This window comes from Mesobacillus subterraneus (genome assembly GCF_000934845.1).
GTDB lineage: Bacteria > Bacillota > Bacilli > Bacillales > Cytobacillaceae > Mesobacillus > Mesobacillus stamsii.
On sequence record NZ_JXIQ01000023.1, the window covers coordinates 1 to 25374 of the forward strand.

General features: G+C 47.3%; 23 protein-coding genes and 1 riboswitch. Of the genes, 21 read left to right on the forward strand and 2 right to left on the reverse strand.

Features of this window, described 5'->3' with window-relative positions:
* The first annotated feature begins 659 nt into the window (after window positions 1-659).
* The 15 genes from UB32_RS04045 to purD all read left to right on the forward strand — a co-directional run bounded on the left by UB32_RS04045 (window position 660) and on the right by purD (window position 16479).
* A complete protein-coding gene (locus UB32_RS04045) occupies window positions 660-2366 on the forward strand; it encodes a methyl-accepting chemotaxis protein (RefSeq protein WP_044391421.1) in 1707 nt (568 codons plus the stop codon).
* Between the two features lie 197 nt (window positions 2367-2563).
* Window positions 2564-3106 (forward strand): DUF2179 domain-containing protein, encoded by a 543-nt coding sequence (locus UB32_RS04050; protein ID WP_044391422.1) that lies wholly within the window; start codon window positions 2564-2566, stop codon window positions 3104-3106.
* Complete coding sequence (locus tag UB32_RS04055; protein ID WP_044391423.1) at window positions 3103-3309, forward strand: NETI motif-containing protein; 207 nt, start codon at window positions 3103-3105, stop codon at window positions 3307-3309. The genes UB32_RS04050 and UB32_RS04055 overlap by 4 nt, the downstream gene beginning before the upstream one ends.
* Before the next feature lie 94 nt (window positions 3310-3403).
* A riboswitch (purine riboswitch) is annotated at window positions 3404-3505 on the forward strand.
* Window positions 3506-3643: 138 nt separating this feature from the next.
* On the forward strand, window positions 3644-4126 hold the full coding sequence (gene purE / locus UB32_RS04060) for a 5-(carboxyamino)imidazole ribonucleotide mutase (RefSeq protein ID WP_044391424.1): 483 nt from the start codon (window positions 3644-3646) through the stop codon (window positions 4124-4126).
* Window positions 4113-5273, forward strand: a complete 1161-nt coding sequence (gene purK, locus UB32_RS04065) for a 5-(carboxyamino)imidazole ribonucleotide synthase (RefSeq protein WP_044391425.1) — start codon at window positions 4113-4115, stop codon at window positions 5271-5273. The genes purE and purK overlap by 14 nt, the downstream gene beginning before the upstream one ends.
* Window positions 5270-6562: an adenylosuccinate lyase gene (gene purB, locus UB32_RS04070; RefSeq protein WP_044391426.1), complete on the forward strand. Its 1293-nt coding sequence runs from the start codon at window positions 5270-5272 to the stop codon at window positions 6560-6562. Before purK ends, purB begins: the two co-directional genes overlap by 4 nt.
* A 59-nt stretch (window positions 6563-6621) precedes the next feature.
* Complete coding sequence (gene purC / locus UB32_RS04075; RefSeq protein WP_044391427.1) at window positions 6622-7341, forward strand: phosphoribosylaminoimidazolesuccinocarboxamide synthase; 720 nt, start codon at window positions 6622-6624, stop codon at window positions 7339-7341.
* The gene (gene purS / locus UB32_RS04080) at window positions 7334-7588 is read left to right on the forward strand and encodes a phosphoribosylformylglycinamidine synthase subunit PurS (protein ID WP_044391428.1); all 255 of its coding nucleotides are present in this window, start codon (window positions 7334-7336) and stop codon (window positions 7586-7588) included. Before purC ends, purS begins: the two co-directional genes overlap by 8 nt.
* On the forward strand, window positions 7585-8271 hold the full coding sequence (gene purQ, locus UB32_RS04085; protein WP_044391429.1) for a phosphoribosylformylglycinamidine synthase subunit PurQ: 687 nt from the start codon (window positions 7585-7587) through the stop codon (window positions 8269-8271). The genes purS and purQ overlap by 4 nt, the downstream gene beginning before the upstream one ends.
* On the forward strand, window positions 8255-10471 hold the full coding sequence (purL, locus tag UB32_RS04090) for a phosphoribosylformylglycinamidine synthase subunit PurL (RefSeq protein ID WP_044391430.1): 2217 nt from the start codon (window positions 8255-8257) through the stop codon (window positions 10469-10471). Before purQ ends, purL begins: the two co-directional genes overlap by 17 nt.
* Window positions 10456-11868: an amidophosphoribosyltransferase gene (gene purF / locus UB32_RS04095; RefSeq protein WP_044391431.1), complete on the forward strand. Its 1413-nt coding sequence runs from the start codon at window positions 10456-10458 to the stop codon at window positions 11866-11868. Before purL ends, purF begins: the two co-directional genes overlap by 16 nt.
* Window positions 11869-11998: 130 nt before the next feature.
* Entirely contained in the window at window positions 11999-13042 is a 1044-nt protein-coding gene (gene purM, locus UB32_RS04100; RefSeq protein WP_044391432.1) for a phosphoribosylformylglycinamidine cyclo-ligase, read from the forward strand.
* Window positions 13039-13623, forward strand: a complete 585-nt coding sequence (gene purN, locus UB32_RS04105; RefSeq protein WP_044391433.1) for a phosphoribosylglycinamide formyltransferase — start codon at window positions 13039-13041, stop codon at window positions 13621-13623. The genes purM and purN overlap by 4 nt, the downstream gene beginning before the upstream one ends.
* Window positions 13620-15158, forward strand: coding sequence for a bifunctional phosphoribosylaminoimidazolecarboxamide formyltransferase/IMP cyclohydrolase (purH, locus tag UB32_RS04110; RefSeq protein ID WP_044391434.1), 1539 nt, complete (start codon window positions 13620-13622; stop codon window positions 15156-15158). The genes purN and purH overlap by 4 nt, the downstream gene beginning before the upstream one ends.
* 58 nt (window positions 15159-15216) lie before the next feature.
* Entirely contained in the window at window positions 15217-16479 is a 1263-nt protein-coding gene (gene purD / locus UB32_RS04115) for a phosphoribosylamine--glycine ligase (protein ID WP_044391436.1), read from the forward strand.
* On the opposite strand, the gene UB32_RS20750 is transcribed toward purD, so the two are convergent.
* Both UB32_RS20750 and UB32_RS04120 read right to left on the reverse strand, forming a co-directional pair.
* Window positions 16457-16570 (reverse strand): EYxxD motif small membrane protein, encoded by a 114-nt coding sequence (locus tag UB32_RS20750; RefSeq protein WP_336623594.1) that lies wholly within the window; start codon window positions 16568-16570, stop codon window positions 16457-16459. The genes purD and UB32_RS20750 overlap by 23 nt on opposite strands.
* A 49-nt stretch (window positions 16571-16619) precedes the next feature.
* Window positions 16620-16892 (reverse strand): YgaP family membrane protein, encoded by a 273-nt coding sequence (locus UB32_RS04120; RefSeq protein ID WP_044391437.1) that lies wholly within the window; start codon window positions 16890-16892, stop codon window positions 16620-16622.
* 121 nt (window positions 16893-17013) lie between these two features.
* Between UB32_RS04120 and UB32_RS04125 the strand changes: the two genes are divergently transcribed.
* The 6 genes from UB32_RS04125 (at window position 17014) to ligA (ending at window position 25370) form a co-directional block, all read left to right on the forward strand.
* The gene (locus tag UB32_RS04125; RefSeq protein ID WP_044391439.1) at window positions 17014-18753 is read left to right on the forward strand and encodes an adenine deaminase C-terminal domain-containing protein; all 1740 of its coding nucleotides are present in this window, start codon (window positions 17014-17016) and stop codon (window positions 18751-18753) included.
* A gap of 62 nt (window positions 18754-18815) precedes the next feature.
* The gene (locus tag UB32_RS04130) at window positions 18816-19847 is read left to right on the forward strand and encodes a DUF3048 domain-containing protein (protein WP_044391441.1); all 1032 of its coding nucleotides are present in this window, start codon (window positions 18816-18818) and stop codon (window positions 19845-19847) included.
* A 28-nt stretch (window positions 19848-19875) separates the two neighbouring features.
* A complete protein-coding gene (locus UB32_RS04135) occupies window positions 19876-20190 on the forward strand; it encodes a YerC/YecD family TrpR-related protein (protein ID WP_044391443.1) in 315 nt (104 codons plus the stop codon).
* Between the two features lie 101 nt (window positions 20191-20291).
* Window positions 20292-20978, forward strand: coding sequence for a heptaprenylglyceryl phosphate synthase (locus tag UB32_RS04140; protein WP_044391445.1), 687 nt, complete (start codon window positions 20292-20294; stop codon window positions 20976-20978).
* A gap of 66 nt (window positions 20979-21044) precedes the next feature.
* Entirely contained in the window at window positions 21045-23312 is a 2268-nt protein-coding gene (pcrA, locus tag UB32_RS04145) for a DNA helicase PcrA (protein WP_044391447.1), read from the forward strand.
* Window positions 23313-23363: 51 nt separating this feature from the next.
* Window positions 23364-25370 (forward strand): NAD-dependent DNA ligase LigA, encoded by a 2007-nt coding sequence (gene ligA, locus UB32_RS04150; protein ID WP_044391449.1) that lies wholly within the window; start codon window positions 23364-23366, stop codon window positions 25368-25370.
* The last annotated feature ends 4 nt before the right edge of the window (window positions 25371-25374 follow it).

Sequence of the window (25374 nt, forward strand, 5' to 3'; positions counted from 1 at the left end):
AGAGTAGGACGCCGCCGGGCAAACGAAAGAACAGCTAATATAGCTGTTCTTTTTTTGTTACTGGAAAAAAACAATAAAGTCAAAGAAACACCAAAATCATATAAATAAGGGAGGTTACTACTGGAATCAAGGCATCTTTCCGCTTGATAGATACCCTTATAGAGGTGGAAGTGCTCGCAAAAGGGTATCATTCCGCTCGAAAGATACCCTTATAGAGGTGGAAATGCTCGCAAAAGGGTATCATTCCGCTCGAAAGATACCCTTATAGAGGTGGAAGTGCTCGCATGAGGGTATCATTCCGCTCAAAAGATACCCTTATAGAGGTGGAAGTTGCTCGCAAAAGGGTATCATTCCGCTCGAAAAATACCCTTATAGAGATGGAAGTGCTCGCATAAGGGTATGATTCGCATAATAGATGCCCTTATGGTTTTAGTAAAAAAAACATATAAAATTACGGGGAGTTTAGATAACGACCAAGGAGCTTGCCCTTTTCATATATAAAGCTCTAATTTTTCCTTGCGGTTCGCAAATTTGTCCATTTTAAGAAATTTCATGTCGAATAATTCATATATACAGGAAACCTCCGATATATCCTAGGTACAAATTGTTTCTATCATCACAATAATATAGAAACAGTTTCATCAAGGGGGGAAAGTATTTTGCGAAAAAACGGGACGGGTCTAAAATTGAAATTAGGGACGAAAATCAATTTAATTGTACTTGGCACGGTTCTATTGATTTCTGCGATCATTGGTGTCATCGTGACCAGAGAAGTGACGGCAGGGATTAAAACTTTTGCAGTGGAAAAAGCAAAAGGGGACTTGGCTTTAAGCAAGCGATATATTGCTAATGAATATCCAGGTGAGTGGGAAATCAAAGACGGTAGGCTATATAAGGGGGATCAGGTTTTTAATGACCATTTTGAGCTAGTAGACAAAATTGGTGAGGATACAGGGGATACAGTCACTATTTTTCAGGAAAACACTCGGATTGCCACAAATGTAATGCTGGAGGGTAAGCGTGCTGTTGGGACAACAGTTTCCGCAGAGGTTGCTGACGTAGTGCTAAAACAAGGAAAGCCATATTATGGAGAGGCAAATGTGGCAGGTCACACGTACCAAACAGCTTATGAGCCTATAATTGATCAGAACGGCAAGGCAATCGGAATTCTGTACGTTGGTGCTCCAGACGGGATCATCGGACAAATTTTGTCTTCTTTTATGACCAAATTTTTGATTCAGGTCGTTATCGTTTTACTCCTCGCATTTATAGGAATCTACTGGTTTACACGTAGTTTAAAAAGAAGATTGGATGCTATTGCAGCAGCGATGATCAAGTCAGGAGCCGGAGATTTTACAGCTGTGGTTGAAGATAACAGCGGAGATGAGCTTGGTGATCTTGCGAAAAGCTATCATAGCATGAAAAAAAGCTTGAGTACAATGCTGCAGGATGTACTTGAAACTTCAGAGCAGGTTGCAGCTTCATCTGAACAGCTAACAGCAGGCGCTGAACAGACAAGCAGAGCGACAGAGCAAATAACGGAGGCTATCCAACAAGTCGCTAGCGGTTCGGATGCTCAAGCACAAGGGATAGAGGAAAGTGCAGGAGCCCTTGCGGAACTGGCAAGAGGAGTGGCGGAAATTGCAGAGACTTCTTCATTAATTGCTGAGTCAAGTTCACAAGCAAGTGTTCATGCAAAGCAGGGGGAAACATTTGTCGAAGAGACAGCAAGTCAAATGAATCGGATCCACACTTCCGTTGAACAAACAGGAGAAGTTTTTCGTTTGTTGAATAAAAGGTCCAGGGAAATTGATACTATCTCGCAGGCGATTAGCGAGATTGCAGACCAAACCAATTTACTAGCATTAAATGCGGCCATTGAGGCAGCAAGGGCTGGTGAACATGGCAAAGGTTTTGCCGTGGTTGCCTCAGAGGTCAGGAAGCTCGCGGAACAATCGCAAAAATCTTCTTCTCAGATTTCAGATTTGATTAATCAGATACAAATTGATATGGAGCAATCCAATGATTCGATTGAAACAGTAAAACATGAAGTGCTAAGTGGTCTGGAGATTGTGGAAGGGACTCAAGGGAGCTTCCGGGAAATCCTTAACTCCATGAAAGATATGAGTGCGAGAATGGATGAGATGGCCGCTACAGCAGAACAAATGTCGGCTAGCACAGAGGAAATCTCAGCAACCGTCCATGAAATTTCAACTGTTTCGAAGGCATCAACTATCCATACTCAAAATGTTGCGGCTTCAGCTGAGGAGCAATTAGCTTCCATGGAGGAAATCACAGCAGCTGCAAATAACTTGTCTACAATGGCAGAAACTTTAAAAGATACAGTCAGCCGATTTCAAATGTAATAGAAAACCATCAGTGCCATTCTTTGGCTTGATGGTTTTTTTTTCGATCAAATCGCAAAATAGCGCCTTTTCAGTGTGGACATCTTAATAAATTTCTATAAATTTCCTTTTTTGTTCTTTTGCAAGATGCTTTACATGGGACTTGATTAATGGGAACATTAAGGCTTGTAGGATAACATGTCTGGAGGGGTTAGGAAATGCTGGAGAATAGTTTTGTCATGGTATCCATCATCTTAATCATCAATATTGTTTACGTGTCTTTTTTTACCATAAGGATGATTCTGACGTTGAAGGGGCAGCGTTATACGGCTGCGGGTTTAAGCATGATCGAAGTGGTGGTTTATGTTGTCGGCCTTGGCTTAGTACTGGATAATTTGAACCAGATCCAGAACTTAGCTGCCTACGCAATTGGCTATGGGATCGGTGTCATTGTCGGAATGAAAATTGAAGAGAAGCTGGCGCTTGGATATATTACGGTTAATGTCATTACAAAGGAATATGATCGGGATCTTCCTAAAGCATTGCGGGATCAGGGGTTTGGTGTGACAGACTGGGCTGCGCACGGGCTGGAGGGGAACCGGATGGCGATGCAGATTCTTACGCCGAGGAAATATGAGCTGAAGCTATATCACACTATTAAGGAACTGGATCCAAAAGCGTTTATCATCGCGTTTGAACCGAAAGCCATTCATGGCGGGTTTTGGGTGAAATCTGTACGGAAAGGAAAACTATTTTCATGAGCAAAGCAAAAAAGAAACAGATGTATGAAGTCGGTGAACATGAATCGATTGATGATTGCCTTAATAGAATGAAGATGGATGGGTTTGCTCCTGTACGCAGATTGGAAAAACCAATTTTTAAGGAAATAGAAAAAAACGGAACAATGGCGTACGAGCCTGCTGGCCGGAAAATTATTTTTGAGGCCAGATCGATAGAAGAATAATCATTTAAACACGAACGAAAAAAATAAAAGACATATTAATGTTCGATTATTGGTTGACAACAAGGCGAAATGGTTGGTAATATGTAGATGTCGAAAGTGAAATTTAGTTTTCCCTCGTATAATAATGGGGATATGGCCCATGAGTCTCTACCCGGCTGCCGTAAATGGCCGGACTATGAGGGAAAGTAGTTTATAGCGAAGGGAACAGAAATCGCGTTCACTTATGGATTTCTTGCGCACAAACGCACCCGGACAGACTACTTTCTCTTCTTTATGGAGGAAGCAGTCTATCCGGTTTTTTGTTTTTATAACTCCAAAAGGGAGGCGAGAAAAAATGTCGGTTGCGGTCATAATGGGGAGCAAGTCGGATTGGGAAACAATGAAGCATGCATGTGACATACTGGACCAATTGGAAATTTCTTATATAAAAAAAGTTGTATCCGCCCACCGGACGCCGGACTTGATGTTTGAGTTTGCTGAAAATGCGCGAGCGGAAGGAATCAAAGTTATCATCGCAGGTGCGGGTGGGGCAGCTCATTTGCCAGGGATGGTAGCAGCGAAAACCACCCTTCCGGTCATCGGGGTGCCTGTGCAGTCGCGGGCGCTGAATGGATTGGACTCGCTTTTATCAATCGTCCAGATGCCTGGAGGAGTGCCAGTTGCAACGGTAGCAATTGGCAAGGCTGGGGCAACGAACGCAGGCTTGCTGGCAGCACAAATTATCGGAGCATTTGACCAGGAGCTTGCAAAGAGGCTGGAGCGATTGCGGGAAGAGACAAAGATTTCGGTGATGGAAAGCAGTGATGAGCTTGTCTAAATTGATTTTACCAGGAGAGACGATCGGGATAATTGGCGGCGGACAGCTTGGCAAAATGATGGCGCAATCGGCAAAGGCAATGGGTTTTAGGGTCATCGTACTTGACCCGGTAGCGGATTGCCCATGCGGCCAAGTAGCAGATGAGCAGATTGTTGGCGGCTATGAGGACCTTGAAAAAATAAAGCAGCTGTCTGAACAGAGTGACGTGATTACGTATGAGTTCGAGAATATTGACGCGGATGCGCTGGAGTGGCTGAATAAATACGCCTATGTGCCGCAGGGAACAGAATTGCTGCGCGTTACACAGGACAGGATAGAAGAGAAGCGCCATTTGGAAGCAGCAGGTGTGAAGGTGGCACCCTACACGGTTGTTGAAAAAATCGAAGATGTCAGGGCTGGAATCGAGAAGTTGGGAGTGCCAGCTGTTCTGAAAACTGCACGCGGCGGTTATGACGGCAAAGGGCAACTGGTGATCAAGTCCATCGATGATATCGTTTTGGCGGGAACACTTGTCAGCCAGGGGACTTGCGTACTGGAAAAATGGATTTCTTTCGAGAAAGAGATTTCAGTAATCGTCACCCGCGGTACGAATGGCGAAACGAGTATTTTCCCTGTTGCTGAAAATATCCACGAGGAAAATATTCTGCATCAGACGATTGTGCCGGCAAGAATGAGCGCAGAGGCTGGAGCTAAGGCTATAAAAGCAGCCAAACAGATTGCGGAGGCGTTGGAGTTAACTGGGACGCTTGCGGTGGAGATGTTTTTGGCGGCTAACGATGAGCTTTTCATAAATGAACTGGCACCGAGACCGCATAACTCGGGTCATTATACGATTGAAGCATGTGAGACTTCGCAGTTCGAGCAGCATATCAGGGCGGTATGCGGCTGGCCGCTTGGAAGCACAAATTTGCTGAAGCCGGCTGTGATGGTGAATATTCTCGGGCAGCACCAGCAGCCATTGCTTGAAAAGATCGCCGAGCTATCGGATTGGAAAATTCATATATATGGCAAAAAAGAAGCAAAGCATCAACGGAAGATGGGGCATGTGACCCTTTTACGAGACACAGTAGAGGTTGCGCTGGATGAAGCTGAGAGAAGTTGTATTTGGAAAGGCGCAGCACAATGGATCGGAGGACAAAACAAATGATAGATCGTTATACAAGACCGGAAATGGGAGCAATCTGGACGGAGGAAAACCGCTTTAAGGCATGGCTTGAGGTGGAAATTTTGGCATGTGAAGCTTGGGCTGAACTTGGCGAAATTCCTAAGGAAGATGTAAAGAAGCTAAGGGAAAATGCCTCTTTTGATGTGGACCGGATCAAGGAGATCGAGGAAGAGACACGTCATGATGTGGTTGCTTTTACAAGGGCGGTGTCCGAGACGCTTGGGGAAGAGCGCAAATGGGTGCATTATGGCTTGACGTCTACAGACGTTGTTGATACGGCTTTATCTTATGTTCTTAAACAGGCAAATGCGATCCTTCTGAAGGACCTTGAGAACTTCGTTGAAATTTTGGCGAATAAGGCGAAAGAACATAAGTACACCGTGATGATGGGCCGCACGCATGGCGTGCATGCAGAGCCGACGACATTTGGCCTGAAGCTTGCTCTTTGGCTGGAGGAAATGAAACGAAATCTCGAGCGTTTCAAAATGGCTGCCCGTGATGTCGAATTCGGCAAGATTTCCGGTGCGGTTGGAACGTATGCGAATATTGATCCATTTGTTGAATCTTATGTTTGTGAAAAATTAGGGCTGCAGCCGGCACCGATTTCTACACAGACTTTGCAGCGTGACCGCCATGCGTTTTATATGTCGACGCTCGCGTTGATTGCGACTTCGATGGAAAAATTCGCTGTGGAAATCCGCGGCCTGCAAAAGAGCGAGACTCGTGAGGTGGAGGAGTTTTTTGCAAAAGGCCAAAAAGGGTCTTCCGCTATGCCGCATAAGCGGAATCCGATTGGTTCTGAGAACATGACCGGAATGGCGCGGGTCATCCGTGGCTATATGACAACAGCCTACGAGAATGTGCCGCTATGGCATGAACGGGATATCTCGCATTCTTCAGCAGAGAGAATTATTTTGCCAGACGCAACGATCGCGTTGAACTACATGCTGAACCGTTTTGGCAATATCGTAAAGAACTTGACGGTTTATCCGGAGAATATGAAGCGCAATATGGACCGGACGCTTGGCTTGATTTACTCCCAACGCGTGCTGCTAGCCTTGATTGATAAAGGCATGTCCCGTGAGGAAGCGTACGATACAGTGCAGCCACGCGCGATGGAAGCCTGGGAGAAGCAGGTGCAGTTTCGCAGCCTGATCGAGAGTGATGAGACAATCTCCGGGCTATTAAGTGAAGCGGAACTCGATGACTGCTTTGATTACCACTATCACATCAAGCATGTAGAGATGATTTTTGAGCGTTTAGGTCTGTGATGGAAGATTTACCTGCAGGTGACTGAGATTGCCAATTATCTTAATCGGAGGGCGTTAAAATGGAAGAGCAGACATTGCTGTACGAAGGGAAAGCGAAGCGGGTTTATGCAACAGATCAAGAAGGGATTGTCAGGATTCAATATAAGGATTCGGCGACTGCTTACAACGGCGAGAAAAAGGCGGAAATTGCCGGCAAGGGCCGACTGAATAATGAGATTACCAGTCTTTTATTTTTGAAGCTTAGCGAAGCGGGAATCCAGTCCCATTTTATCAAAAAGATCTCCGAAACAGAGCAGCTTGTGAAGCAAGTGAAAATCATACCACTTGAGGTTGTCGTGAGGAATTACGCAGCTGGGAGTTTTTCCAAGCGGCTCGGAGTTGAGGAAGGCGAGAAGCTCCGGCGCTCGATCGTTGAGTTTTACCTGAAGGATGATTTGCTTGGCGACCCGCTCATTACCGATGATCATGTCGATGTACTGAATCTTGCGACTGAGGAAGAAGTGGCGGAGTTGAAGGCAGCGGCTTTAAAAATCAATCAAGTCCTTGGTGGATTTTTCGCGGAAATTGGCGTCAGGTTAATAGACTTCAAGCTTGAATTTGGCAAGGACGGAGACGGCAGCATCCTGCTGGCTGACGAGATTTCACCTGACACATGCCGCCTGTGGGACATGAAAACGCAGCAGAAGCTTGATAAAGACGTGTTCCGCCGTGATCTGGGGAATTTGACCGATGCATACGAAACCATTTTAACGAGATTGGGAGGACAATTGCATGTATAAAGTGAAGGTGTATGTCACGTTAAGGGAAAGTGTGTTGGATCCGCAGGGAACGGCAGTCAAAAATGCGCTTGCGACACATAGGTATGAGGGAATCCAGGATGTACGGATCGGCAAGTATATGGAACTGACTTTAGATGAAAGTGTGCAGGATGTCGATAGTACTGTGAAGGAAATGTGCGAGCGCCTGTTGGCAAATACGGTAATCGAGGATTACAGGTACGAGGTTGAGGAGGTAGTTGCACAGTGAAATTTGCGGTGATTGTCTTTCCGGGTTCGAACTGTGATATCGACATGTACCATGCCGCAAAGGATGAGCTTGGTGAACAAGCCGAGTATGTATGGCATGACACTGAAAGTCTAGAAGACTATGACGCGGTGCTTTTGCCAGGCGGTTTTTCCTACGGAGATTATTTAAGATCCGGTGCAATCGCGCAGTTCAGCAATGTCATGAAGGAAGTTGTGAAGGCTGCGGAAGCAGGGAAGCCTGTACTAGGCGTCTGCAACGGGTTCCAGATTTTGCTAGAGGCAGGACTTCTTCCAGGGGCAATGCGTCGCAATGAAAGCCTTAAGTTCATCTGCAGGCAGGTAGAGCTGAAAGTCGAGAACAACGAGACGATGTTCTCAGCAGGCTATGAAAAAGGCGAGGTCATTACGATTCCGGTTGCACATGGAGAGGGCAACTATTATTGCGATGATGCAACGCTTGCCCGATTGAAGGAAAATAATCAAATCGTGTTCACCTATAGTGGAGAGAATCCAAACGGAAGTCTTGAGGATATCGCTGGTATCATGAATGAGCGCGGCAATGTTCTTGGGATGATGCCGCATCCGGAACGAGCTGTTGATGAGTTACTTGGCGGCGCAGACGGCCTGAAGCTTTTTAAATCAATCGTCAAACAATGGAGGGAAGCAAATGCGGTTAATGCTTGAACCAAGTCCAGCGCAAATTAAACAGGAAAAGATTTATCGTCAAATGGGCCTGTCAGACAGCGAGTTTGCTTCTGCTGAAAAAATACTTGGACGCACACCTAATTATACAGAGACGGGCTTGTTCTCGGTTATGTGGTCGGAGCACTGCAGCTATAAGAATTCCAAGCCCGTGCTGAAAAAGTTTCCTGTCACCGGGGAGCGCGTGCTGCAAGGGCCGGGGGAAGGTGCGGGAATCGTTGATATCGGCGATGGCCAGGCGGTTGTTTTCAAAATCGAGAGCCATAACCACCCTTCAGCCATCGAGCCTTACCAAGGTGCAGCTACTGGTGTTGGCGGCATCATCCGCGATGTTTTTTCGATGGGAGCAAGGCCAATTGCATTATTGAATTCCCTCCGTTTTGGCGAGCTGGAGTCGCCTCGGGTGAAATACTTGTTTGAACAGGTTGTTGCCGGGATTGCTGGCTACGGAAACTGTATCGGTATTCCGACTGTCGGCGGTGAGGTTCAGTTTGACTCTTCTTACGAAGGCAATCCGCTTGTGAATGCGATGTGTGTCGGACTGATCAACCACGAGGATATCAAGAAGGGCCAGGCACATGGAGTAGGCAATCCGGTTATGTATGTTGGTGCGAAGACTGGACGAGATGGTATCCACGGTGCCACTTTTGCTTCCGAGGAATTGAATGAAGCATCGGAAGAGAAGCGTCCTGCTGTCCAGGTCGGAGATCCCTTTATGGAAAAATTGCTTCTGGAAGCTTGCCTGGAGCTTGTGAAAAATGACGCGTTAGTCGGCATCCAGGACATGGGTGCTGCCGGTTTGACAAGTTCGGCTGCTGAAATGGCAAGCAAGGCAGGTTCCGGAATCGAGATGAATCTTGACCTTGTTCCTCAGCGCGAAACAGGCATGACACCTTATGAAATGATGCTCTCCGAGTCACAGGAACGTATGCTGATTGTGGTGGAAAAGGGTCGCGAGCAGGAAATCATCGATCTTTTTTCCAAGTACGAGCTGGAAGCGGTGGCGATTGGCACAGTAACGGACGACAAGATGCTTCGTCTTTTGCATAACGGGGAGGTAGTAGCGGAAGTGCCGGCAGATGCGCTGGCAGAAGAGGCTCCTGTCTATTACAAGCCTTCTAGTGAACCAGCTTACTTCCGTGAATTCCAGGCAATGGATAAGCAAATTCCTAAAGTAGAAAACTATGAAACGACTCTTTTGCAGCTGCTCAAGCAGCCGACGATTGCGAGCAAAGAGTGGGTCTATGATCAATATGACTATATGGTGCGCACGAGCACAGTCGTTTCGCCAGGTTCGGATGCTGCTGTAGTCAGAATTCGCGGCACGGAAAAGGGTCTGGCGATGACGACGGATTGCAATTCCCGCTATCTCTATCTTGACCCGGAAACAGGCGGAAAGATTGCTGTTGCTGAAGCGGCACGCAATATCGTCTGTTCTGGCGGCGAGCCGCTGGCGATCACAGATTGCCTGAACTTCGGGAATCCGGAGAAGCCGGAGATATTCTGGCAGTTTGAAAAAGCAGTCGACGGGATGAGTGAAGCGTGCCGGACATTGAGCACACCCGTCATCGGCGGGAATGTAAGTTTGTACAATGAAACGAATGGAACAGCTGTCTATCCAACCCCGGTTGTCGGAATGGTCGGATTAGTTGAAAACCTGAAGCACGTTACGACGCAGCATTTTAAAAACGCCGGCGATTTGATTTATTTATTGGGTGATACGAAGGATGAATTTGGCGGCAGCGAGCTGCAAAAGCTAGTTCATGGCCGGATTTTTGGCAAGGCGCCTGAACTAGATTTACAAGTAGAAGCAAGCTATCAGGCTCAAATTTTAATAGCAATCAGAAAGGGTGTTGTTGCTTCGGCACATGATGTCGCAGAGGGCGGCGTCGCGGTTGCACTTGCTGAATCCGTGATCGGCAGCAAAGGGCTCGGAGCAGAAGTGAAATTAGAAGGAAATGTTGTATCGGCGCTGTTCAGCGAATCGCAATCCCGCTTCCTTTTATCGATAGCACCTGATGACCAAATAGAGTTTGAAAAGATCACAAATGCGGTCTTGATCGGAAAAGTAACGGAAACTCCAGTCTTAAAAATAGATGTCAACGGTAAGAACGTGATCCATCATGATGTAAAGGGGCTGAAAAAAGCCTGGAAAGGAGCCATCCCATGCTTGCTGAATTAAAAGGCTTGAATGAGGAATGCGGCGTTTTTGGAATCTGGGGACATCCTGAGGCAGCACAAATCAGCTATTACGGTCTACACAGCCTGCAACATCGCGGCCAGGAAGGGACGGGAATCGTTGTTAGCGATGGGCAGCAGCTAAAGGGCAAGAAAGGCGAGGGCCTTGTTACGGAAATTTTTACCGCAGAGGCAATGGAAGATTTGCAAGGTGTCGGTGCCATCGGCCATGTTCGCTATGCGACTGCAGGGGGAGGCGGCTACGAGAATGTTCAGCCGCTCCTGTTTCAATCGCAAAACGGCGGTCTTGCGTTGGCGCATAATGGCAATCTGGTAAATGCTGATTCATTGCGGAATCAGCTTGAAGCTCAAGGCAGCATCTTCCAGACAAGTTCTGATACGGAAGTACTCGCCCATTTAATTAAGCGTGGCGGCTTCAGTCAGCTGAAGGATCGTGTAAAAAATGCCTTGCCGATGCTGAAGGGTGCCTATGCCTTTTTGATTATGACCGAGACGGAGTTAATGGTGGCACTAGATCCGCATGGCCTTCGCCCGCTTTCGCTTGGCATACTTGGCGATGCCTATGTGGTCGCATCAGAGACATGTGCCTTCGATATTGTCGGAGCGGAATTTATCCGGGATATCCTTCCGGGAGAACTGCTCGTGATCGATAAGGATGGTCTTCATTCTGAGATGTATTCAGTGAATACAACGACAGCCATCTGTACAATGGAATATATTTATTTTTCGCGGCCAGATAGCAATATCCACGGGATCAACGTCCATGCCGCCCGGAAAAATCTTGGCAAGCAGCTGGCAAAAGAAGTGCCAATCGAAGCGGATGTGGTCACGGGTGTTCCGGATTCCAGTATTTCTGCAGCCATCGGTTATGCGGAGGAATCGGGAATTCCGTACGAAATGGGGTTAATCAAAAATCGCTATGTTGGCCGGACCTTCATCCAGCCATCGCAGTCCCTGCGGGAGCAGGGTGTGAAAATGAAGCTTTCACCGGTACGCGGGATTGTTGAAGGCAAGCGTGTCATTATGGTGGACGATTCCATTGTGCGCGGTACGACAAGCCGCCGGATCGTAAAGATGCTGAAGGAAGCGGGAGCAACCGAGGTGCATGTGGTGATTAGTTCGCCGCCGATTCAGAATCCATGCTTTTACGGGATCGATACCTCGAATAAGGAAGAGTTGATCGCATCTGAAAAATCGGTGGAAGAGATTCGCGAACTGATTGGCGCCGATTCGTTGACGTTTTTAAGTGTTGAAGGGATGCTAGACGCAATCGGACACAATGAACCAGGCGAAACACGCGGCCAGTGCTTGGCATGCTTTACAGGGAAGTACCCGACGGAAATCTATCCGCAGGCGATTCCTGCAGGACATAAGTGCTGATCAAAGAGTTTATTCCAAATATAGGCAATATTTTGATGTTTCCATTCGGCCAGTTTTACGAAATCTATACTAAACTGGCTCTTTTTTGGACAATAAGTAGAAAAAATCAGCCAAATCGGAGGTAGTGAACATGGCTAATGCGTATAAGCAGGCCGGTGTAGATATCGAGGCCGGATATGAAGCGGTTAAACGGATCAAAAAGCATGTGAATCGGACAGTCCGACCGGGTGTGTTCGGAGCGCTGGGCGGATTCGGCGGGATGTTCGATCTTTCTAGCCTTGAGCTGAAGGAACCGGTGCTCGTTTCGGGTACAGATGGTGTCGGCACGAAGCTCATGCTCGCCTTTATGATGGACCGCCACGATACAATTGGCATAGATGCAGTTGCAATGTGCGTGAACGACATTGTTGTCCAAGGGGCAGAACCACTCTACTTCCTGGACTATATTGCCTGCGGAAAGGCACAGCCTGAAAAAATCGAGGCAATTGTCAAAGGAATTGCCGATGGCTGCGAGCTGGCTGGCTGCGCCCTTATCGGCGGTGAAACAGCGGAAATGCCAGGAATGTACTCTCCGGATGAATATGATTTGGCTGGTTTTTCAGTCGGTGCATGTGAAAAAGCTGCTATCATAACAGGGCAGCAAATTAAGGAAGGCGATGTGCTGATTGGGTTGGCGTCAAGCGGGATTCACAGCAATGGCTATTCGCTTGTGCGCAAGGTGTTTCTCGAGCAGGCCGACTGGAAGCTTGACCGATATATCGAGGAATTCGGCTGCACACTTGGCGAAGAGCTGCTGAAGCCGACCCGCATTTATGTAAAATCATTGCTGGCTGCGATGAAGCAATTCGAGCTAAAAGGACTTGCCCACATCACAGGCGGCGGTTTCATGGAAAACATTCCGCGGATGCTGCCGAAAGGACTTGGTGCAGAGATCGAAGAAGGCAGCTGGGAAATATCCCAAGTCTTTAAGACGCTAGAGTCATTAGCCGAACTCGATCGCCAAGATATGTATCAAACTTTTAATATGGGCATTGGCATGGTCGTGGCGGTTGATTCAAAACTTGCACCGGAACTTGTTGCATTTTTTACCGAAAAAGGGGAGCGGGCTTCAGTAATTGGGACAGTCACTGGTACGGAGGGAATCTTGATCAAACCGGCTGGTGAAGCAATATGAAAAAAATTGCAGTGTTCGCATCAGGAAGCGGCAGCAATTTTCAGGCGATTGCAGTTGCAGCCCAGTCTGGTAGCCTAAACGCTGAAATCAGCCTGCTCGTATGCGACAAGCCGGATGCGTTTGCGGTGGATCGTGCCGAAATGCTGGGGATTCCTGCTCTGGTCATCAGCCCGAAAAACTATGCTTCTAAGGAAGCATACGAGAAAGAAATTTTGCAAAGGCTGACCAGTTTGCAAGTAGACATGATTGTACTTGCTGGCTATATGCGGTTGATTGGCCCAATATTATTGAATGCGTACGTGGGAAAAATCATCAATATCCATCCATCGCTGCTCCCGGCTTTTCCAGGAAAGGATGCCATTGGCCAGGCGCTGGCAGCGGGAGTCAAGACGACGGGAGTGACGATTCACTATGTCGATGAGGGAATGGACACCGGACCGGCGATTGCGAGTGCGGCAGTGGATATCATTGCTGGGGAGACACACGAGTCACTTCAGCGAAAAATACAGCGAATCGAGCACAGCTTATATCCAGAGGTTCTGGAGAAGCTGCTAAATGGAAAAGAGGAGGCAGTACAATGAAAAAAAAGCGGGCACTGATCAGTGTTTCCAATAAAGATGGTATTGTGGAATTTGCCAAGGAACTTGTTGAGCTTGGGTTTGAAATCATTTCGACTGGCGGAACGAAGAATGCGCTGAAAGAAGGAGGGATTCCAGTCATCGGCATCAGCGATGTAACAGGATTTCCGGAAATTCTTGAAGGCCGTGTCAAGACGCTGCACCCAAAAATTCATGGTGGATTGCTTGCAAAGTACGACGATCCTTCCCATCAGGCTCAGATGTCTGACAATCACATTGAAAAAATCGATCTCGTTTGCGTCAATTTGTATCCTTTCAAAGAAACCATTTCCAAGCCCGGCGTCACACCGGAACAAGCGATCGAGAATATTGATATTGGCGGTCCGGCAATGCTGCGCGCCTCTGCGAAAAACCATCTATACATAACCGTGCTCGTTGACCCTGCAGACTACAAGCAGGTGATCGATGAATACAAAAAGAACCAGGGAACGTCGCTGGAAACACGCCGCACGCTGGCTGCAAAGGTGTTCCGCCACACGGCAGCTTACGATGCGCTAATTGCGGAATATATGACAAATCTTGCAGGCGAACAACAGCCAGAGAAAATGACGGTTACTTACGAGTTAAAGCAAAGCCTTCGTTATGGTGAAAATCCGCATCAGAAGGCAGCTTTTTACCAGAAGCCGCTTGGTTCTTCATTTTCGGTTGCAGCAGCAGAACAGCTTCATGGGAAAGAGCTTTCCTATAACAATATCAATGATGCAAATGCTGCCTTGCAAATTGTCAAAGAATTCTCCGAGCCTGCAGCCGTTGCCGTGAAGCATATGAATCCATGTGGTGTCGGCACGGGAAAAAATTTATTTGAGGCGTTTGAGAAGGCATTTGAAGCGGATCCTGTTTCTATTTTCGGCGGCATTGTTGCGCTGAATCGCGAGGTGGATCGAGAGACGGCACGCAAATTGTATGAAATCTTCCTGGAAATCATTATTGCGCCTTCTTTTAGCGACGAAGCGTTTGAGATTTTATCGGCGAAAAAAAACCTGCGCTTATTGAAGGTTTCCTTCGATGGCAAGGGAAACAAGGAAAACACTCTTTCTTCGATTGAAGGAGGTTTGCTTGTCCAGGAGCAGGATGCGTTTGGATTCGATGACGCAGAAATCTCTGTGCCAACGAAGCGAGAACCAACGGATGTCGAGTGGGAGGCGTTGAAACTAGCTTGGAAGGTTGTCAAGCATGTTAAGTCCAACGCAATCGTCGTATCCGATAAAGATAGGACTCTTGGCATTGGAGCAGGACAGATGAACCGTGTTGGAGCAGCAAAAATTGCCTTGGAACAGGCTGGTTCGAAAGCGAAGGGTGCAGCGCTTGCATCCGATGCGTTCTTCCCGATGGAAGACACAGTCGAAGCGGCGGCAAAAGCCGGGGTCACAGCCATCATCCAGCCAGGAGGCTCGGTCCGTGATGCGGATTCCATTAAGAAAGCAGATGAATACGGGATCGCGATGGTGTTTACTGGAGTAAGGCATTTCAGGCATTAAGTTAGTTGGAATAGTGGCAGGGAAATTCGTTAGGAAGCAGGACACGGAGGTGCAGGAAATGAAGGTTCTGGTGGTTGGCAAGGGCGGCAGAGAGCATGCGATTTGTAAAAAAGTGAGGGAGAGTCCGCTAGTTACAGAAGTGTTTGTGGCGCCGGGAAACCCGGGCATGGAGGACTGTGCGAAGCTTGTGGCCGTTAACGAAATGGATGCAGAAGCGCTTGTTTCCTTTGCAAAGGAGCAACAAATTGGGCTGACGATCATCGGTCCGGAAATTCCACTGCTCGCGGGGCTGGCAGACAGATTCATCGAAGAGGGGCTCAAGGTTTTTGGTCCGCGAAAAGCAGCAGCGATGATCGAGGGCAGCAAATCGTTTGCGAAGGACTTGATGAAAAAATATGGCATTCCTACTGCTCAATCCGAAACATTCACCGACTACGGCCAGGCAAGGGATTATTTGGCCATAGTTGGTGCTCCAATTGTCATTAAGGCGGATGGATTGGCAGCAGGAAAAGGTGTCGTCGTAGCAATGACAATGCAGCAAGCGGAACAGGCACTGCAGGAAATGATGCTTGACGGCAAATTTGGGGAAGCTTCCGCAATCGTGGTCATTGAGCAATTTTTAACAGGAGAAGAGTTTTCACTGATGGCGTTCGTGAACGGAGAAACGGTGATTCCGCTTGAAATTGCCCAGGACCATAAGCGGGCGTTTGATGGGGATAGAGGGCCGAACACCGGCGGGATGGGTGCGTATTCGCCCGTTCCGCAAATCAAAAACGATTCCATCGAAGAGGCGGTCGAGAAAATCCTTATTCCAGCTGCAATTGCGATGGAAATGGAAGGAAGAAGCTTTACTGGGATACTATATGCCGGGTTAATCGAGACAGAGGAAGGACCTAAGGTGATCGAATTCAATGCCAGGTTCGGCGATCCGGAAACGCAGGTCCTTCTGCCGAGAATGAAGTCGGATTTGGTTAAGGTGATCATCGAATTGCTTGAAGGCGGCAAACCGGAGATTAATTGGCATAAGGAAGCGATGATCGGCGTGGTGGTCGCAGCTAATGGCTATCCAGATGAGTATGAAAAAGGTGCTGAACTCAAAGGCATTGAAAATATGTCCGATGTTTTTCATGCAGGTACAGCGAAAAACAGCCACGGCAAGTTCGTGACAAACGGTGGCAGGGTGTTGCTAGTTGGCGCTAAAGCAGAAACACTAAAAGAAGCGCAGCAACTAGTATATGCTGAGCTGGAAAAGCTTGACTGTCCGGAGACTTTTTACCGAAAGGATATCGGCAGCAAAGCTATCGCGCACGTCTCTTACTAGAACTCTTTATATAAACGAATAAAATGGCAATGATGCTGCCAATCAATGCGATCCAGACAAAGCTGACGTCAATGATATATTCCCAAAACATTAGAATCATCTCCTTTTTTGAAGCCCCCAGGTAATGGGGGCTTTCTATTTTAACTAGGATTGTACTGGATCCATCCTTCAGAGTCTTGATCCTCCGAATTTTTCTGTTCCATTCTATCTTGGCATTTTTCATAGGCGGCGGTCATTGGACAATAGCGAACGATTCCTTCGCCGACCTTCATGGCGCCGAGCATGGCAATAAAAAGATAGGAATCCTTCCACGGCCGCTTCACCATTTTGGCGGTCGACCATGCCAGAATTGTCAGCCCCGAGGTAATTCGCACAAGGGCATTGAGGATGCCCATATTCGGACGCACGTTCATTTTTCATCGCTCCCTTGATCGCTATTTTAAAATTCTTTAGTGCGTTAAACAGTAAAATATGATACGATAGTACAATAATGTAAAGGCTTTCTTTTTAAAACTTAGAAAAGGGGAACATGGTATGGAACAACGTTACCGATGGAAAAACAAACAATTGCGCAACCATGCTGCTGTGCTGGACGGCACCCTTCCACCGACGATTTTATTGAAAAATGCAACGTATTTAAACCAGACATTCCGCAAATGGATGACTGCGAACATATGGATTTACAATGACAGGATTGTGTATGTTGGTGAAAACCTGCCGGAAAATACGGAGCAGTGTGAAATCGTGGATTGCACCGGAATGAGACTCGTTCCGGGGTATATTGAACCACACGCTCACCCATTTCAACTTTATAATCCCCATTCTTTCGCTGCTTATGCAGCGCAAACGGGGACGACCACATTGATCAATGACAATATGGTGCTTGCTTTGCAATTAGGAAAAAAGAAAGCGTTTTCTTTTATCAATGAGCTTAATGATATTCCCGTTACCATGTACTGGTGGAGCCGGTTTGACGCACAAACAGAGATTGATCACGAGGAAGAGGTATTTTCCAACAGCAATGTCAGAGCATGGCTGGAGCATGAGAATGTCGTCCAGGGCGGGGAACTGACATGCTGGCCAAAGCTGTTGAGCGGCGATGACATGATTCTTCACTGGATGCAGGAAACGAAGCGTTTGCACAAGAAAATAGAAGGGCATTTTCCAGGAGCATCAGAGAAAACCTTGGCAAAAATGATGCTGTTCGGTGCGGACTGCGACCATGAGGCGATGACAGGCGAGGAAGTCAGAAGAAGATTGATGCAGGGGTATATGGTGTCGCTGCGGCATTCCTCCATCCGCCCAGATTTGCCGAAGCTGCTGGATGAAATTCATGAGCTTGATATCGCGGTGTACGACCGGTTTATGATGACGACTGATGGTTCATCAACAGCATTTTATGAAAATGGCGTTATGGATGAATTGATCCGGATTGCCATGGATCATGGCGTTCCGGTTATCGATGCCTATAATATGGCGACCATCAATGTGGCGCGTTATTATAATTTCGAGCATCTGCATGGGAATATCGCTACTGGACGGATTGCGCACATCAATATCCTGAGCGATGAAAGAAATCCAACTCCTGTATCGGTGCTCGCGAAGGGCCGTTGGGTGAAACGAGATGGCGTGGCCATGGATGAAGCAAAAGAGTTGCCTTGGTCGGAGATGGGCTTTGCTCCGCTAGAATTGGATTGGAATTTGACAATGGACGATCTGCAGTTTTCGATGCCATTTGGAATTAAGATGGAGAATTCAGTGATTACGAAGCCTTATTCCATTTCGATCGATGTTTCCGCAGAGCAATTAGCATCAAACCATGATGAATGCTTTTTCACCCTGTTCGACCGCAAAGGGAAATGGCGCATCAATACAGTGTTAAAAGGCTTCGCAACCGATTTGCAGGGGCTTGCAAGTTCATTTTCCAATACCGGAGATATTATTTTAATTGGGAAAAACAAGCAGGATATGATTGCTGCTTTTGACAGACTGAAGGAGCTTGGAGGAGGCATTGTTGCCAGTGAAAATCGAGTCCCTGTCCGTGAAATCCCATTGACTCTTCAAGGAGTCATGTCGAGCCATCCAGTAATGGAGCTGATGGCAGAAGAAAAGCAGTTGCTGGAATATTTGAAGGACAAGGGCTATAAATTTGCGGATCCAATCTATTCCCTGTTATTCTTCTCATCAACGCATTTGCCTTATATCCGAATCACCCAGATGGGCATCTATGACGTGATGAAAAAAACGGTACTCTTTCCAACGATAATGCGTTAAAATATAAAAGTACATCTAAGAAATAGACAGCCATGCATGAACCGTGTTCTAGGGGTGGCCAAATGAGAAAAATATCGATCGCTGTGCTGGCTGTAGCAATCGTGCTTGCAGGAGGATGCAGCAGCAAAGAGACAAAAAAACAAGAAATAGAGAAAGAAAAACAAGCGGAAACAGATAAAACGGAAACAGAAGGATTGCAAGCTCCATTTCCGCTTACCGGAGTGGGCACAACAGAGGTATCGTCAGACCGGGCAGTAGCAGTGGTTGTCAATAATCACCCGCAAGCAAGGCCGCAATCCGGGCTTAATAAAGCAGACATTGTTTATGAAGTTTTGGCCGAAGGAGGCGTAACAAGGTTCGTGGCGATTTTTCAGAGCGAGAAGCCTGAAAACATCGGCCCTGTTCGCAGTGCGAGGGAATACTTCATCGATTTGGCATCGGGGTTTGACAGCTTTTTCATCGCCCATGGTTACAGTCCTGAAGCGAAGGAAATGCTGGAACGCGGCGAAATTGATAACATCAATGGCATGCAATATGATGGATCATTGTTCAAACGTGCTGATTTTCGCAAGGCACCTCATAATTCGTATATAACGTATGAGAATATCGTGAAGGGTGCGGAGATGAGAGGCTATGGAATGGACAACTCGCCTGAACCTGCAGTATTCTTGAGCAGCAAGGAAGCAGAACTGCTCGAGGGAACTCCGGCGGAAGACTTAATGGTATCCTATGGTTCGCCGTCTTTCGATGTTATTTACAAGTATAATCCGGTGGAGGCTAAGTACCACCGTTTTAATGGAAGCGAAGAAACCGTTGACTTTGAATCAAAGGGACCTATTCTACTCGATAATATCCTTATCGTCCAAATGGACCATAAAGTTGTCGACAATGCCGGACGCAGGGAAATCGACATGAACTCCGGAGGCAAGGGCTATCTATTTCAAAAAGGCAAAGTGAATGAGATACAATGGAAAAAGGAAGCTGGCAGAATCATCCCTTATAAAGATGGGTCAAAAGCTGGTTTCGTTCCCGGGAAAACTTGGATCAATATTGTCCCATCAATCAGTGATGTCTCATTCGACTCTCCACAATAAATTCCGAGTGAATTAAGGGGTAGAATATATGCAAATTGATAAATTAAGAGGCAAGGAACTCGACCAATTGTTCAAGGCGATTTTATCGCTGAAGGACCTGGAAGAAGCGTACCGTTTCTTTGATGACCTGGCAACAGTGAATGAAGTCCAGTCACTTGCACAGCGTCTGGAAGTAGCCCGCATGCTTCGAGAAGGGAAGACCTACCACAAAATCGAAACAGAAACAGGCGCAAGCACTGCCACAATTTCCCGCGTCAAGCGCTGCCTGAACTATGGGAACGATGCTTACGAAATGGCACTCGAACGATTGAAAGAGCAGGAAAATACCGAAAAAGCAAATTAGTTTTTCTTGAGGACGGAATCAAATAGGATTCCGTCTTTTTTAAATTATAGCACCAATGCTATAATGGGGAAATGGATAGTTAGAATGGGGGCAATTTTGCGATGTACGATGTTCGCGAGTGGAGACATGTGTTTAAACTCGACCCAAATAAGCAGATCACTGATGAAGAGTTAGAAAGAATTTGCGAGTCTGGAACCGACGCCATCTTAGTTGGTGGGACGGATGGAGTCACGCTGGAAGGCGTCCTCGATTTGATGGCTCGCGTACGCCGGTATACGGTACCATGCATTCTCGAGGTCTCGACGATCGACTCAATCACGCCGGGATTTGATTTTTATTTTATCCCGACGGTGCTAAACAGCAGCAACGCGGAGTGGATTACCGGGATGCATGTTAAAGCGGTCAAGGAATATGGCCATCTAATGGATTGGGCTGAGGTGAAAATGGAAGGCTATTGCATCCTCAATCCGGATTGCAAGGCGGCCAACTTGACCGAGGCGAAGACAGAGCTTTCAGTCGATGATGTACGAGCATACGCGATGATGGCGGAAAAAATGTTCCACTTGCCGATTTTCTATTTGGAATACAGCGGTACCTACGGAAATCCGGAATATGCCAAAGCGGCAAAGGATGTGCTCGACCAAACGGTCCTCTTTTACGGTGGCGGGATTGAGTCCGCACAGCAGGCAGTCGAAATGGCTGCCCATGCCGATGTGATTGTTGTAGGGAATATCATCTACCAAAACATCGATGAAGCAGTGAAAACAGTTGCTTCAATTAAGTCCTAATCTAGTTGAATTGTATGGTTTTATCGGGTAAAATAAGAACAAGTGTTTGTATAGGTGGTGGAGAGTGTGCAGTTTTTAACGGATAAATTATTGAATAGCCTGAATCCGGAGCAGCAAAAGGCTGTCAAGAAAGTCGACGGACCGCTGCTTCTGATGGCCGGAGCAGGCTCAGGGAAAACAAGAGTTTTGACCCACAGGATTGCCTATTTAATGGTCGAAAAAGGGGTAAATCCTTATAACATCCTGGCGATTACATTTACGAATAAAGCGGCGCGCGAGATGCGCGACAGAATTCAAAAGATGATGGGCGGAGCGGCAGACCAAATTTGGATTTCGACGTTCCATTCCATGTGTGTGCGAATTTTGCGCCGGGACATCGATCGTCTAGGCTATAATCGGAATTTTACGATCCTTGACTCAACAGACCAGCAATCGGTCATTAAGTCCATTTTGAAAGATAAGAACATGGATCCGAAGAAATTCGATCCAAGAGCGATCCTAGGGACGATCAGCTCGGCGAAGAATGAATTGATTACACCTGAAGAATATGCGAAAACAGCTGCGGATTATTTTTCGCAGAAGGTCAGCGATGTATATGAAGAATACCAGCGCAGGCTCCGCAAAAATAACGCGCTCGATTTCGATGATCTAATCATGACAACGATCACCTTATTCATCCGCATACCGGAAGTACTTGAATATTATCAGCGCAAATTTCAATATATACACGTAGATGAATACCAGGATACAAACAAGGCACAATACATGCTGGTAAAACTGCTTGCGCAGCGCTTCCAGAATCTTTGTGTTGTCGGTGACTCCGACCAATCGATTTATCGCTGGCGAGGTGCGGATATCACGAATATCCTTTCTTTTGAAAAAGACTACCCGAGAGCCAGCGTGATTCTGCTCGAGCAGAACTATCGCTCGACGAAAAAGATTTTGCTGGCGGCGAATATGGTGATCCAAAACAATATGAACCGCAAGCCGAAAAATTTGTGGACGGAAAATGCCGAGGGCAATAAAATCATGTATTACCGTGCAGATAGCGAGCATGGCGAAGCACAGTTCGTCATTGGAAAAATCCAGGAGCTACTGCGCCAGGGCCGCAAGCTGTCTGATATCGCGATCCTGTACCGGACAAACGCTCAGTCGCGCGTGATCGAGGAATCATTCCTGAAGTCCAACATTGATTACTTGATTGTCGGCGGCACTAAGTTCTATGACAGGAAAGAAATTAAGGATATCCTTGCTTACTTGCGCCTGATTTCCAACCCGGATGATGACATCAGCTTGCAGAGAATCATCAACGTTCCGAAGCGCGCAATTGGGACAACCTCGATTGAAAAAATTTCCAACTTCACAACGATGCATGACCTGTCAATGTTCCAGGCGCTTGAGACGATTGAAATGATTGGACTCAGCCCGAAGGCGGAAAAAGCAGCGGCTGAATTCCGCACCTTGATCAGCCATTACACGCAGCAGCAGGAATACCTATCGGTTACTGAGCTGGTGGAGGAAATCCTTGATAAGACAGGCTATCGCGATATGCTAAAGGCGGAGAAATCGTTGGAATCGGAGAGCAGACTGGAAAATATAGAGGAATTTTTATCGGTAACAAAGAGTTTTGAAGCAAGCAGTGAAGATAAGAGCCTAGTCGCGTTTCTGACGGATTTGGCGCTTGTTGCCGATATCGACCGTCTTGATGATGACGGCAAACAAAAAACCGATGTTATCACATTAATGACCCTGCATTCAGCCAAGGGACTAGAGTTCCCGGTGGTGTTCCTGATCGGAATGGAAGAGGGAGTTTTCCCGCATAGCCGTTCCTTGATGGAAGAGAATGAAATGGAGGAAGAGCGGCGTCTTGCTTACGTGGGAATCACCCGCGCCGAGGAAGAACTCTTCATCACGAATGCACAGATGCGTACTCTTTTCGGCCGCACGAATATGAACCAGGAATCACGTTTTATCAAAGAAATTCCTGATGAGTTAATCGAAGATGCCGTGCCAAGAGGAAGAACATCGGCACCTGCTAGTGGGGCAAGACCAACACCAGCTAACGGAGCAAGACCAACACCAATCCGCGGAGGGAGAACTGGCGCGGCATCTATACCTGCGCGCGGGGCTGTGACTCGACCGGCTGCCGTAGCCAGCGGCGGCGAGGGTCTCGATTGGAAGGTTGGCGACAAAGCCCAGCATGGCAAATGGGGTACCGGCACGGTTGTCAGTGTGAAGGGGTCCGGAGAAGGAACGGAGCTAGATATTGCTTTTCCGAGTCCTACGGGAATCAAACGATTGTTGGCCAAGTTTGCACCGATTACGAAGGCGTAAGTTTCTGCACACAGTTAATATGCTCATCTTAATTATGAAAGGGCTGGATTTATGGATTTTCAAAGCGCTGAGAAAAAAGCGAAGGATTTGCAAAATCTGTTGAATCAATATAGTTATGATTACCATGTTCTTGACCAGCCGACAATTCCGGATGCGGAATACGACAGACTGCTGCGGGAACTGCTTGAAATCGAAGAACAATTCCCGGAACTGCAGACGGCTGATTCCCCGACACAGCGTGTCGGCGGCGAGACATTATCGATGTTCCATAAGGTGCAGCATACGATTCCGATGCTAAGTCTTGGGAATGCATTTGACGACCAGGAACTGCGCGATTTTGACCGCCGTGTTCGCCAGGGTGTTGGCGACAATGTATCCTATGTTTGCGAGCTGAAGATCGATGGACTTGCCGTTTCGCTTATTTATGAAGATGGCATGTTCATCCGCGGGGCAACCCGCGGTGATGGAACAACAGGAGAGGATATTACGTCTAATTTAAGAACCATCCGTTCCTTGCCGATCCGTCTGAAAAAGCCGGTTTCGCTTGAAGTTCGCGGCGAGGCGTTCATGCCAAAGAAGTCTTTTGTAGCCTTGAACAAGGCCAGGAAAGAACGCGAAGAAGAGCCATTTGCCAATCCGCGCAATGCAGCAGCAGGCTCTTTGCGTCAGCTTGATCCGAAGATTGCCGCTTCTAGGAATCTTGATGTTTTCCTTTATGGCATCGCCGATGTCGGCGATACAGGGATCCGTTCTCATAGCGAAGGACTGGATTATCTGGAGCAGCTTGGATTCAAAACAAATAAAGAACGCCGCAAGGTTGACAGTATCGAAGCGGTCATCGAGTATGTGAATGGCTGGGTCGAAAAACGCCCGGATCTTCCGTATGATATTGATGGCATCGTCATCAAGGTGGATTCGCTTGACCAACAGGCTGAACTGGGAACAACGGCGAAAAGTCCACGCTGGGCAATCGCTTATAAATTTCCTGCCGAAGAAGTTGTCACGACTTTGATGGACATTGAATTGAACGTAGGCCGCACTGGGGTTGTGACACCAACAGCCATCCTTGAGCCTGTACAGGTTGCAGGTACAACCGTTGGCCGTGCTTCCTTGCATAATGAAGATTTAATCCGTGAAAAAGATATCAAAATCGGCGACAAGGTCGTCATCAAAAAAGCGGGTGACATCATTCCTGAGGTGGTGAATGTTCTTGTTGAGCAGCGGACAGGCGAAGAAGTAGAGTTCCATATGCCAACTCACTGCCCTGAATGCGGAAGCGAGCTTGTCCGGATGGAGGGGGAGGTCGCGCTTCGCTGCATCAATCCGAAATGTCCTGCCCAAATCAGGGAAGGGTTGATTCATTTCGTTTCCCGTGATGCGATGAATATCGACGGGCTTGGTGAACGGGTAGTAAGCCAGCTGTTTGCTCAGGAGCTGATCAATGATGTAGCCGATATTTACAAGCTGACACGCGAGCAGCTTCTCGCCCTTGAGCGAATGGGAGAGAAGTCCGTCAACAATTTGCTGACTGCGATTGAAGCAACAAAGGCTAATTCGTTGGAAAAGCTGCTGTTCGGACTGGGGATCCGCCTTGTTGGTGCAAAAGCCGCAAAGACTTTGGCACAGGAATTTGAAACAATCGATCAGCTTATGCAAGCATCAAAGGATGAACTGATTGCGATCAACGAGATTGGCGACAAAATGGCTGACTCCATCGTCACGTATTTTGGCAATGAAAAAGTGAAGGAACTGATCTCCGAATTAAAAGCAATTGGCGTCAATATGGAATACAAAGGGCCTAAAAAAGTAACCGCGGAGGAATCAGATTCATTTTTTGCCGGTAAAACGATCGTGCTAACCGGCAAGCTGGAGCAATTGAGCCGAAACGAAGCGAAAGCAAGGATCGAGACGCTTGGCGGCAATGTAGCAGGCAGCGTCAGCAAAAAAACCGATTTGGTCATTGCCGGAGAAGAAGCCGGCTCGAAGCTTGCCAAAGCAGAGAGCCTAGGGATTGAAGTGTGGAATGAGGAGAAAATGCTGGAAGAATTAAATAAATAAGAGG

Bases quoted from the DNA above. Each gene is read 5' to 3' on its own strand.
- UB32_RS04130 (WP_044391441.1), top strand. From the start codon at position 18,816: ATGAGAAAAATATCGATCGCTGTGCTGGCTGTAGCAATCGTGCTTGCA.
- purL (WP_044391430.1), top strand. From the start codon at position 8,255: ATGCGGTTAATGCTTGAACCAAGTCCAGCGCAAATTAAACAGGAAAAG.
- purM (WP_044391432.1), top strand. From the start codon at position 11,999: ATGGCTAATGCGTATAAGCAGGCCGGTGTAGATATCGAGGCCGGATAT.
- purB (WP_044391426.1), top strand. From the start codon at position 5,270: ATGATAGATCGTTATACAAGACCGGAAATGGGAGCAATCTGGACGGAG.
- purK (WP_044391425.1), top strand. From the start codon at position 4,113: ATGAGCTTGTCTAAATTGATTTTACCAGGAGAGACGATCGGGATAATT.
- UB32_RS04050 (WP_044391422.1), top strand. From the start codon at position 2,564: ATGCTGGAGAATAGTTTTGTCATGGTATCCATCATCTTAATCATCAAT.
- UB32_RS04135 (WP_044391443.1), top strand. From the start codon at position 19,876: ATGCAAATTGATAAATTAAGAGGCAAGGAACTCGACCAATTGTTCAAG.
- UB32_RS20750 (WP_336623594.1), bottom strand. From the start codon at position 16,570: ATGTTTTGGGAATATATCATTGACGTCAGCTTTGTCTGGATCGCATTG.
- purC (WP_044391427.1), top strand. From the start codon at position 6,622: ATGGAAGAGCAGACATTGCTGTACGAAGGGAAAGCGAAGCGGGTTTAT.
- purH (WP_044391434.1), top strand. From the start codon at position 13,620: ATGAAAAAAAAGCGGGCACTGATCAGTGTTTCCAATAAAGATGGTATT.
- UB32_RS04125 (WP_044391439.1), top strand. From the start codon at position 17,014: ATGGAACAACGTTACCGATGGAAAAACAAACAATTGCGCAACCATGCT.
- ligA (WP_044391449.1), top strand. From the start codon at position 23,364: ATGGATTTTCAAAGCGCTGAGAAAAAAGCGAAGGATTTGCAAAATCTG.
- UB32_RS04055 (WP_044391423.1), top strand. From the start codon at position 3,103: ATGAGCAAAGCAAAAAAGAAACAGATGTATGAAGTCGGTGAACATGAA.
- purE (WP_044391424.1), top strand. From the start codon at position 3,644: ATGTCGGTTGCGGTCATAATGGGGAGCAAGTCGGATTGGGAAACAATG.
- purD (WP_044391436.1), top strand. From the start codon at position 15,217: ATGAAGGTTCTGGTGGTTGGCAAGGGCGGCAGAGAGCATGCGATTTGT.
- UB32_RS04140 (WP_044391445.1), top strand. From the start codon at position 20,292: ATGTACGATGTTCGCGAGTGGAGACATGTGTTTAAACTCGACCCAAAT.
- purS (WP_044391428.1), top strand. From the start codon at position 7,334: ATGTATAAAGTGAAGGTGTATGTCACGTTAAGGGAAAGTGTGTTGGAT.
- UB32_RS04120 (WP_044391437.1), bottom strand. From the start codon at position 16,892: ATGAACGTGCGTCCGAATATGGGCATCCTCAATGCCCTTGTGCGAATT.
- purF (WP_044391431.1), top strand. From the start codon at position 10,456: ATGCTTGCTGAATTAAAAGGCTTGAATGAGGAATGCGGCGTTTTTGGA.
- purN (WP_044391433.1), top strand. From the start codon at position 13,039: ATGAAAAAAATTGCAGTGTTCGCATCAGGAAGCGGCAGCAATTTTCAG.